Genomic DNA, 8138 nt, shown 5'->3' with positions numbered 1-8138 from the left:
GGCGGCCGATGGCGGCCCCACAGTCCCCAGCGCTAACCCGATGCTTTCTTCCGGGTGGTGGACTTGGAGGTGGACTTGGAGGTGGACTTGGAGGTGGACTTGCTCTTACCTTTACCGTTGTTGGCTTTGGAGGTTGCCCCCTTGCTGGCCAATAACTTGCTGGCCAATAATTCCACCGCTTGAGCCAGGGTTACATTTTCCATCGGTTGATCTTTCGGGATAGAAACATTGGTTTTCCCGTGGTTGATATAGGCACCATAAGAGCCGTCATAGATATTCACGGGTTCCCCGTCCGCAGGATGTTCTCCCAGTTCCCGCAAAGGTTTTTTGCTGGTGCTGGTTTTGCTGTTTTTACTCCGTTTTGGCTCCGCCAAGAGTTCTAAAGCGCGGCTGAGGTCAATGGTTAAGACATCATCTCCGGCTTTGAGGGAGCGATAATCTTTGCCTTCTTTTCCTTGGTCGTGAACGACATAAGGGCCAAATCTGCCCAATGCCGCTGTAATTTTGGCGCCAGTTTCCGGATGATCGCCCAGATGTCGGGGGAGAGACAGTAAATTCAAGGCATCTTCCAGGGTTAGGTTTTCCACAGTCATACCTTTGGGCAAAGAACTGCGCTTGGGTTTTTTGTTTTCCTCACTGGCTTCCCCAAGTTGCACATAAGGCCCATACTTGCCCAGCATCACATAGACGGGTAAGCCGGTGGTGGGGTCAATGCCCAATTGTTCTGGGCCGGTGGTTTTTTGCCGCAGCAATATCTCAATTTGTTCAGGATTGAGGTCAGCGGGGGTTAATTCATGGGGCAGTGAAGCGGTGACGACGCCATCGCCATTTTCGGCCTCGATGTAAGGCCCGTAACGACCAATGCGGACTTTGGCATTGATGCTTTCTAGTTCGACGGTGCGAGCGCTTTGGGGTTCTATCTGGTCTTCTTGTTGTTTGACTTGGGTGGATAGTCCCTGTTCACCACAGTAAAATTCCCGCAAGTAGGGCACCCAGTCGGCCAGCCCGGTAGAAATTTCGTCTAGAGTTTGTTCCATGCGGGCGGTGAATTTGGTATCGACTAATTCGGGAAAATATTTTTCCAGCAAATTTGTCACCGCAAAGGCGGTGAAGGTGGGGACTAGGGCGTTGTTTTTCAGTTGGGCATAGCCTCTGTCGATGATGGTGCCGATGATGCTGGCGTAGGTACTGGGACGACCAATGCCTTCGCTTTCTAGGGTTTTGACCAGGGCGGCTTCGGTGTAACGGGCGGGGGGCTGGGTTTCATGCCCGATCGCCTCTAAGTTTTGGCACTCTGGGCGATCGCCCACTTTCAGGCTGGGCAAAATGATTTCCTGATTTTCTAACGCCGCATCCGGGTCATCGGATCCTTCCACATAAGCCCGCAAAAAGCCGGGAAAAGAAATCCGTTTTCCCGTGGCGCGAAATACCGCGTCATCCACTTGTAAATCAACGGTGACAAAGGTTTGGCGAGCATCGGCCATTTGAGAGGCTACGGTACGCTTCCAAATTAAGTCATAGAGTTTCAGTTCGCGATCGCTCAACCCTGTCTCCTGGGGAGTGCGGAAATAGCTGCCCGCAGGACGGATGGCTTCGTGGGCTTCTTGGGCGCCTTTGGTATTAGTAGCGTATTGCCGAGGTTTAGGACTGAGATATTCTTTACCGTATTTTTGTTGGACACAATCGCGGGCAGCCGCGATCGCTTGTTCCGATAGATGCACGGAATCTGTCCGCATATAAGTAATATAACCCTGCTCATATAAATTCTGGGCTGTCCGCATGGTTTCCCTGGCGGAAAGCCTGAGTTTGCGGTTGGCCTCTTGTTGCAAGGTAGAAGTAGTAAACGGCGGCGACGGCTTGCGGATCGTCGGTCGTTCTTCCACATTAATCACCGTCCAAGGCTTTTGGCTCAGTCGGGCTTGCAAATCTAAAGCTTCCTGTTCATTCAGCAGCACCACCTGACGGCCTGCGGCAATTTGGCCGGTCGCTTCATCAAAATCGCTACCCGTGGCAAGTTTCGTCCCTTTCAGGCTGATTAACTTGGCCTCAAACGGACTATTTGCTTGCACCATATTGGCTTTTAAGTCCCAGTAGGTTCCCTGGCGAAAGGCCAACCGTTGCCGTTCACGCACCACCAGCAACCGGACCGATACCGATTGCACCCGGCCTGCGGACAAGCCACTGGTAATTTTTTTCCAGAGTAACGGAGAGAGGGTATAACCCACGAGGCGATCGAGAATGCGCCTGGTTTCTTGAGCATGAACCAGTTGATCGTCGATGTCTCGACAATTTTTCAGGGCTTCCCGGATAGCCTCTTGGGTGATCTCGTGAAACACCATTCGCTTGACCGGGACTTTCGGCTGGAGTAGCTGGAGTAAATGCCAGCTAATACTCTCTCCTTCTCGGTCTTCGTCCGTGGCCAGAATCAATTCTGACGCACCTTTGAGGGCTTCTTTGAGTTCTTTGACGATTTTCTTTTTGTCTTTGGGAACCACATAAATGGGTTCAAAATCACCATCCACATTCACCCCAAGCGCTGCCCAGGGTTGACCTTTCACTGAGGCGGGAATTTCGCTTGCGGACTGGGGAAGATCCCGGACGTGCCCCATAGAAGCCTCCACCACATAATCCGAGGGGAGGTAATTGCGAATGGTACGAGCTTTGGTGGGAGATTCCACAATGACCAGCTTTGACATGGCTCTTTTTTTTCGCGAACAATAGCTATATTAGTAAAACCGACAATCGACAAGCCCGATCAGGCATCTAGGTTAAATTCATAGTGAATGAGTGCTTTGACGATGGCGGGTTTGCCTCTTCCTATTACTTATATATATCGATTTGTCTTGACCACGAACTACACCCTAACTTAATTTATCCACGCTTGACCGTTGAAGATTAACCGAAATCCAGGGAAAAATTCAATGATTTCACCGCCAAAATCCAATGTAAAGTATTTTTAACAGTCTGATTGGATGCCGTTGGGCGCATGAAGCGAAGCTATCGCTTCAGCGAATCGCAGTTCATATGCTCGAACTGACAACGCTCAAGGCTACCTAAAGACAGTTCCACCTAATTTACAGACTATGGACTTTGCTAATCTTGCTGCCGAATTGAATACCGGGGCGATCTTGCCAGAGGGAATTGTCATTGTCACCCTCGTTGTGGTAGCGATCGCGGATCTCATTGTCGGGCGGTCTTCTCCTTTTAATGAGACTAGCAACGCCTCGCGCTCCTGGATTCCTTATATCGCGATCGCCGGTTTATTGGCCACGGAGGTCGCCCTGTACTATCAATGGGATAGTACCACTCCCACAGCCTTTTTAGGGGCTTTTAATGGCGATGCCCTCAGTGTCGTCTTTAGAGGCATCATTGCTTTATCCACGGCGGTGACAATTCTGATGTCCATTCGCTATGTGAATGAATCAGGCACCGCTTTGGCGGAGTTTATTATGATTTTACTCACCGCCACCATTGGGGCAATGTTCCTCTGTGCTGCCAATGAACTGGTGATGATCTTTATCTCCTTGGAAACCCTGAGTATCTCCTCTTATCTGTTAACGGGATACATGAAACGGGATCCTCGTTCCAACGAAGCGGCTTTAAAATATTTGCTGATTGGCGCTTCGGCATCGGCGGTTTTCCTCTATGGCACCTCCTTGCTTTATGGCTTGTCCGGTGGCGAAACCAACCTGGAAGCGATCGCCGCTGGTTTAGCCAAAGGCAACACGGGAGAGTCGATTACGTTGCTCATTGCTTTGGTATTTGCGATCGCCGGGATTTCCTTTAAAATTTCGGCGGTGCCTTTCCACCAATGGACTCCAGACGTTTATGAAGGTTCGCCCACACCCGTGGTCGCATTTTTGTCCGTCGGTTCCAAAGCTGCTGGATTTGCCCTCGCCATTCGTCTGCTGGTAATTGCATTCCCCTTGGTCAGCGAACAATGGCATTTTGTCTTCACTGCTTTAGCCATTCTCAGTATGATTTTGGGCAATGCGGTGGCGATCGCTCAAACCAGCCTCAAACGGATGCTGGCCTATTCTTCCATCGGTCAAGCCGGATTTGTGATGATTGGTTTAGTCGCCAATACCGACGCCGGTTATGCCAGCATGGTCTTCTACTTGCTGGTTTACCTGTTTATGAACCTAGGGGCATTCACTTGCTTAATCCTGTTCACTCTACAAACGGGTACTGACCAAATTAGTGAGTACGCTGGACTCTATCAAAAAGACCCTTTGCTCACCCTGGCATTAAGTATTTGCTTACTGTCTTTAGGCGGGATTCCTCCCTTAGCTGGATTCTTTGGTAAACTCTACATTTTCTGGGCAGGTTGGCAAGCCGGACTTTATGGCTTAGTCTTAGTCGGTTTAATCACCAGTGTCATCTCGATTTACTACTACATTCGAGTAGTGAAAATGATGGTGGTTAAAGAACCCCAGGAAATGTCAGAATCCGTGAAAAAATATCCCGAAATCCGCTGGACTTTACCCGGAATGCGGCCTTTACAAGTGGGAATTATTCTGACTTTAGTGGCCACATCTTTAGCCGGAATTCTGTCTAATCCCTTGTTCACCTTTGTCAATGACTCGGTGACTCGGACAGAAATGTTGCAATCTTCGATTCAAACTGAATCCGTAGCGACTTTGCTGCCCCAGTCTCCTCTCTCTTTATCTGCCAAAAATTAGAGCAGATTACTGGTAATAAATTACCAAAAATAAATTAAATTACCAGAAATCAATTCACAAAAACAAAAATGCCTGACTCAAAGCGTCAGGCATTTTGATTTTTGGTAATTTGTTGTTTTGGGGGTGAGAGTGGGCATTGCCCACCGATTCACCAATTCATCATAAGCGGGATGTGAATCCTTAATTGGGCTAATTGATGCCTAATTGATGCCTAATTGATGCCTAATTGACGCCTAATTGATGCCTAATTGATGCCTAAGCAACCGTTGCTAAAATATCTCTTTCAGTCAACAAAATATATTCTTCATTGCCCATTTTTATGTCAGTACCCGCGTACTTAGAATAGAGAACTTTATCCCCAATTTTGACATCAAGGGGAATGCGCTTACCATTTTTATCAACTTTTCCAGAACCCACCGCGACGACTTCTCCGAGTTGTGGTTTCTCTTTGGCGGTATCAGGCAACAGAATTCCTCCGGCGGTTTTTTCTTCAGAAGCGCTGATTTTCACAAATACGCGATCGCCGAGCGGTTGAACCGTGGAAATATTGATGCTAACGGCCATAAAATTCACCTTTCAACTTAATCGTAAAGAGCAATAGTTTTTCTAATTTATCTTACTAAATTAAGGCGCGATCGCCACTTTTTTAACTGTACGGTTTACCGAACCGGAAATCTGGGGGGAGGTGCGGAGGGGCGGGGGTGCGGAGGGGCGGGGGTGCGGGGTGTGGGGGGGGAAAGTGAAAAGTGATGCATTGAAAAGTGAAAAGTCGTAGGGGCGTCCTTGGGAAGCATAATCCGTCAGGCTATATGGCCAGGCCATTCGCCCTTACAAAAGAAATATCACTATTCACTATTCACTATTCACTATTCACTCTTCGCGGAGGAGCGGGGGTGCAGGGGTGCAGGGGTGCAGAACCAAAGAATCCCTACCCAAAGAATCCCTACCCAAAGAATCCCTACCCAAAGAATCCCTACCCAACAAACAACAAACAACAAACAACAAACAACAACCAAAGAATCCCTACCCAAAGAATCCCTACCCAAAGAATCCCTACCCAACAACCAACAAATTATTGATTAATTGGCAGAGTAATCTTAAACTCAGTTCCGGCAACCAATCTGGAACATTCAAGCTTACCCCGATTTTTTTCGACAATAATCTGATAGCTAACCGAAAGACCTAACCCGGTGCCCTTGCCTAGCCTTTTAGTCGTAAAAAACGGATCGAAAATTTGCGGTAGGACGGATTCAGCAATGCCACAACCATTATCACGAATCCGAATCAACGCTTGATTATTTATCAATTTTGTGGTAGTATAAAGCGTGGAATTATCTACATTTTATACTGCATCAATTGCGTTACTAATAATATTCATAAAAACCTGATTTAATTGCGCCCCATGACATTCTAACTTGGGTAAATATCCGTAGTTTTTCTCCACGATAATTTCCCGCCATTCCTCAGACTTTAGGCGATGCTGCAAAATTAACAGGGTGCTATCAATGCCTTGATGAATATCTACAGCTTTCATTTCTGCTTCATCATGGCGAGCAAAGGTTCGCAATGAGAGCACAATTTGCCAAATCCGTTCCGTTCCCGTTTTCATCGAAGCGAGGGCTTCTGGTAAATCGTGACTAATAAAATTCAGATCCACCTCTTCTATTTTTTATAATATTTCGGCGGCTGGTTCGGGATAATGTGATTGATAAAGTTGTACCAATTCTAATAAATATTGATCATAATCACCAATATAACCTAGATTGCCATGAAATTAATCGGGTGATTAATTTCATGGGCAAACCCCGCGACCAACTGCCCCAAAGAAGCCATTTTTTCACTTTGAATCATTTGGGTTTGAGTTTTTTGCAAGTTCTGGAGAGTCTCGGTCAGTTCGATCGCTTGCCGACGGGTTTGTTCCAACAATTCCGCTTGTTGAATAGCAATTCCCAATTGTACCACCAATTGATCTAATAAGTTAATTTATTGATGGTGCAAATAACTCATTTGCGAGGTTTTATAAGCGACTAAAAAACATTTTTTTATTTTAAAATTGGCAAAAATGTTTTATTTATTTATAGAATATTGACAGTTTCCTGATTGATTAATTTTTACCCAGTGTTCTTCAAACGCAAATGTTTTGACAGGTTGTGTAGTGAAACCATCAACAATAGAATCGGCGACAAATTCCCCACTCCAATCAGGATAAAAGCGATAGATGGCCACTCGTTCGACTTCTAATAATCGCCGGACTTCTTGGGTGGTAGTTTGAAAAATTGTATTAATATCTAAAAAAGATTGGCGAATTTTGTCAATGGTGGTGGCAAGCGATCGCAGGCTTTCAGCCGCCTTTGCCAATTGTGCCGCTTGATTCTGCACTTGATTTCGTAGTCTGTTTGTTGCAATGCCACCCCAAGCTGACTGGCAATTTGGGACAGCACTTCCACCTCTTCTTCTTGCCATTCACGGCAACCAGAGTTTTGATAAGCCGCTAATAATCCCCAGATTTTTGTCCCCTGGTAAATGCCTACAATCACATAAGCTTTCGCCTGCATACTTTCGATCACTTGCAAATAGCAAGTAGTAAAACCTGCTTGGTAGATATTATTACAAGTGCGGAATGCTTGTCCTTGGACAAAAAGTCCCCCTTGGGTTTTTTGTAAATAAGTATCCGTTGAGGTTAATTTCGCCAAAGATTTCAGGGTGGAGTCACTAATATTTCTAATCTTATCCGTTAACCGGGGCGGTTCGACTTGTTGATGTAATAATGAAATCCATTCTGGGGCGACGGACTCGGAAACACAAGCCCCACTTCAATCAGGATTAAACCGATAGATGATTACTCGGTCAGCTTGCAGCAATTTTTGCACTTCTTCGGTGGTGGTGCAAAAAATCGTTTCAATGTCCAATGACCCCCGAATTTTATCCACTATGGCCGCTAAAATTTTCTGGCGTTCGATCATTCTTTCCCGTTCAGCGGCTTTGGCTAATTGTGCCGATTGGGCTTGCACTTGTTTGAGGTACTCTAATTGTTGCAGGGCTAGGGTCAATTGTGAGCCAATTTGAGGGAGTAAATCGATTTCATCTTCTTGCCAATGTCGGGGGGCAGAGTTTTGATAAGCGGCTAACAATCCCCAGAGGTTTTCTCCCTGAAATAAGGGGACAATTACATAAGCTTTGGCTTGAAATTGTTCTAAGAGTTGAATCTGGCAATCCGCATGACCCACTTGGTAGATGTCATCAACGGCTTCTCATTGTTGGCATATCTGCCCCCTTTGGTTTCTTGTAAGTGGGTGTCTTCAATGATGGGCAATGTTCCCACTAAGGGTTATTCAACAGTGTAAGTTTTGTTAACAGATGCTCATGTATGCTTTCAGGAGATGGCATACATACCACTCAGGAAAGCGGTCGAATTTCTGGGTGTACATCCCAAAACCGGAGCGAAAAAACGCTGAT

At 46.4% G+C, this 8138-nt stretch carries 10 protein-coding genes; 1 reads left to right on the top strand and 9 read right to left on the bottom strand.

The annotated features are described in order from the left end of the window. Window positions 1-32: 32 nt before the first annotated feature. Window positions 33-2696 carry a type I DNA topoisomerase gene (topA, locus tag AM228_RS27320; RefSeq protein ID WP_054470067.1) on the bottom strand — a complete coding sequence of 888 codons (2664 nt, stop codon included), beginning with the start codon at window positions 2694-2696 and terminating at the stop codon, window positions 33-35. Between the two features lie 387 nt (window positions 2697-3083). On the opposite strand from topA, the gene AM228_RS27315 reads away from it, so the two are divergent. After that, entirely contained in the window at window positions 3084-4682 is a 1599-nt protein-coding gene (locus AM228_RS27315; RefSeq protein WP_054470066.1) for an NAD(P)H-quinone oxidoreductase subunit N, read from the top strand. Between the two features lie 255 nt (window positions 4683-4937). On the opposite strand, the gene groES is transcribed toward AM228_RS27315, so the two are convergent. From groES to AM228_RS27285, 8 genes are all read right to left on the bottom strand, one after another. Further along, complete coding sequence (gene groES / locus AM228_RS27310; RefSeq protein WP_054470065.1) at window positions 4938-5246, bottom strand: co-chaperone GroES; 309 nt, start codon at window positions 5244-5246, stop codon at window positions 4938-4940. A gap of 60 nt (window positions 5247-5306) precedes the next feature. Further along, entirely contained in the window at window positions 5307-5504 is a 198-nt protein-coding gene (locus AM228_RS33740) for a hypothetical protein (protein ID WP_156332110.1), read from the bottom strand. 250 nt (window positions 5505-5754) lie between these two features. Further along, complete coding sequence (locus AM228_RS34645) at window positions 5755-5988, bottom strand: sensor histidine kinase (protein ID WP_054470064.1); 234 nt, start codon at window positions 5986-5988, stop codon at window positions 5755-5757. 36 nt (window positions 5989-6024) lie between these two features. Next, window positions 6025-6339: a sensor histidine kinase gene (locus AM228_RS34640; protein WP_054470063.1), complete on the bottom strand. Its 315-nt coding sequence runs from the start codon at window positions 6337-6339 to the stop codon at window positions 6025-6027. Between the two features lie 101 nt (window positions 6340-6440). Next, the gene (locus AM228_RS34635) at window positions 6441-6647 is read right to left on the bottom strand and encodes a hypothetical protein (protein ID WP_197285434.1); all 207 of its coding nucleotides are present in this window, start codon (window positions 6645-6647) and stop codon (window positions 6441-6443) included. 102 nt (window positions 6648-6749) lie between these two features. Further along, window positions 6750-7040 (bottom strand): GAF domain-containing protein, encoded by a 291-nt coding sequence (locus AM228_RS31335; RefSeq protein WP_231636966.1) that lies wholly within the window; start codon window positions 7038-7040, stop codon window positions 6750-6752. Then, window positions 6971-7375, bottom strand: coding sequence for a GAF domain-containing protein (locus AM228_RS35785; RefSeq protein WP_054470061.1), 405 nt, complete (start codon window positions 7373-7375; stop codon window positions 6971-6973). The genes AM228_RS31335 and AM228_RS35785 overlap by 70 nt, the downstream gene beginning before the upstream one ends. A 120-nt stretch (window positions 7376-7495) precedes the next feature. After that, complete coding sequence (locus AM228_RS27285; RefSeq protein ID WP_054470060.1) at window positions 7496-7909, bottom strand: GAF domain-containing protein; 414 nt, start codon at window positions 7907-7909, stop codon at window positions 7496-7498. Window positions 7910-8138 lie beyond the last annotated feature (229 nt).

The organism is Planktothricoides sp. SR001, from assembly GCF_001276715.1.
GTDB classification, from domain to species: domain Bacteria; phylum Cyanobacteriota; class Cyanobacteriia; order Cyanobacteriales; family Laspinemataceae; genus Planktothricoides; species Planktothricoides raciborskii.
Note: the sequence above shows the minus strand (reverse complement) of the source record. Positions and strands in the feature narration are given on the sequence as shown.

What these genes read in the sequence shown, in the direction of transcription:
- topA (WP_054470067.1), bottom strand. Translation starts at nt 2,696, where the DNA reads ATGTCAAAGCTGGTCATTGTGGAATCTCCCACCAAAGCTCGTACCATT.
- AM228_RS27315 (WP_054470066.1), top strand. Translation starts at nt 3,084, where the DNA reads ATGGACTTTGCTAATCTTGCTGCCGAATTGAATACCGGGGCGATCTTG.
- groES (WP_054470065.1), bottom strand. Translation starts at nt 5,246, where the DNA reads ATGGCCGTTAGCATCAATATTTCCACGGTTCAACCGCTCGGCGATCGC.
- AM228_RS33740 (WP_156332110.1), bottom strand. Translation starts at nt 5,504, where the DNA reads ATGGCCTGGCCATATAGCCTGACGGATTATGCTTCCCAAGGACGCCCC.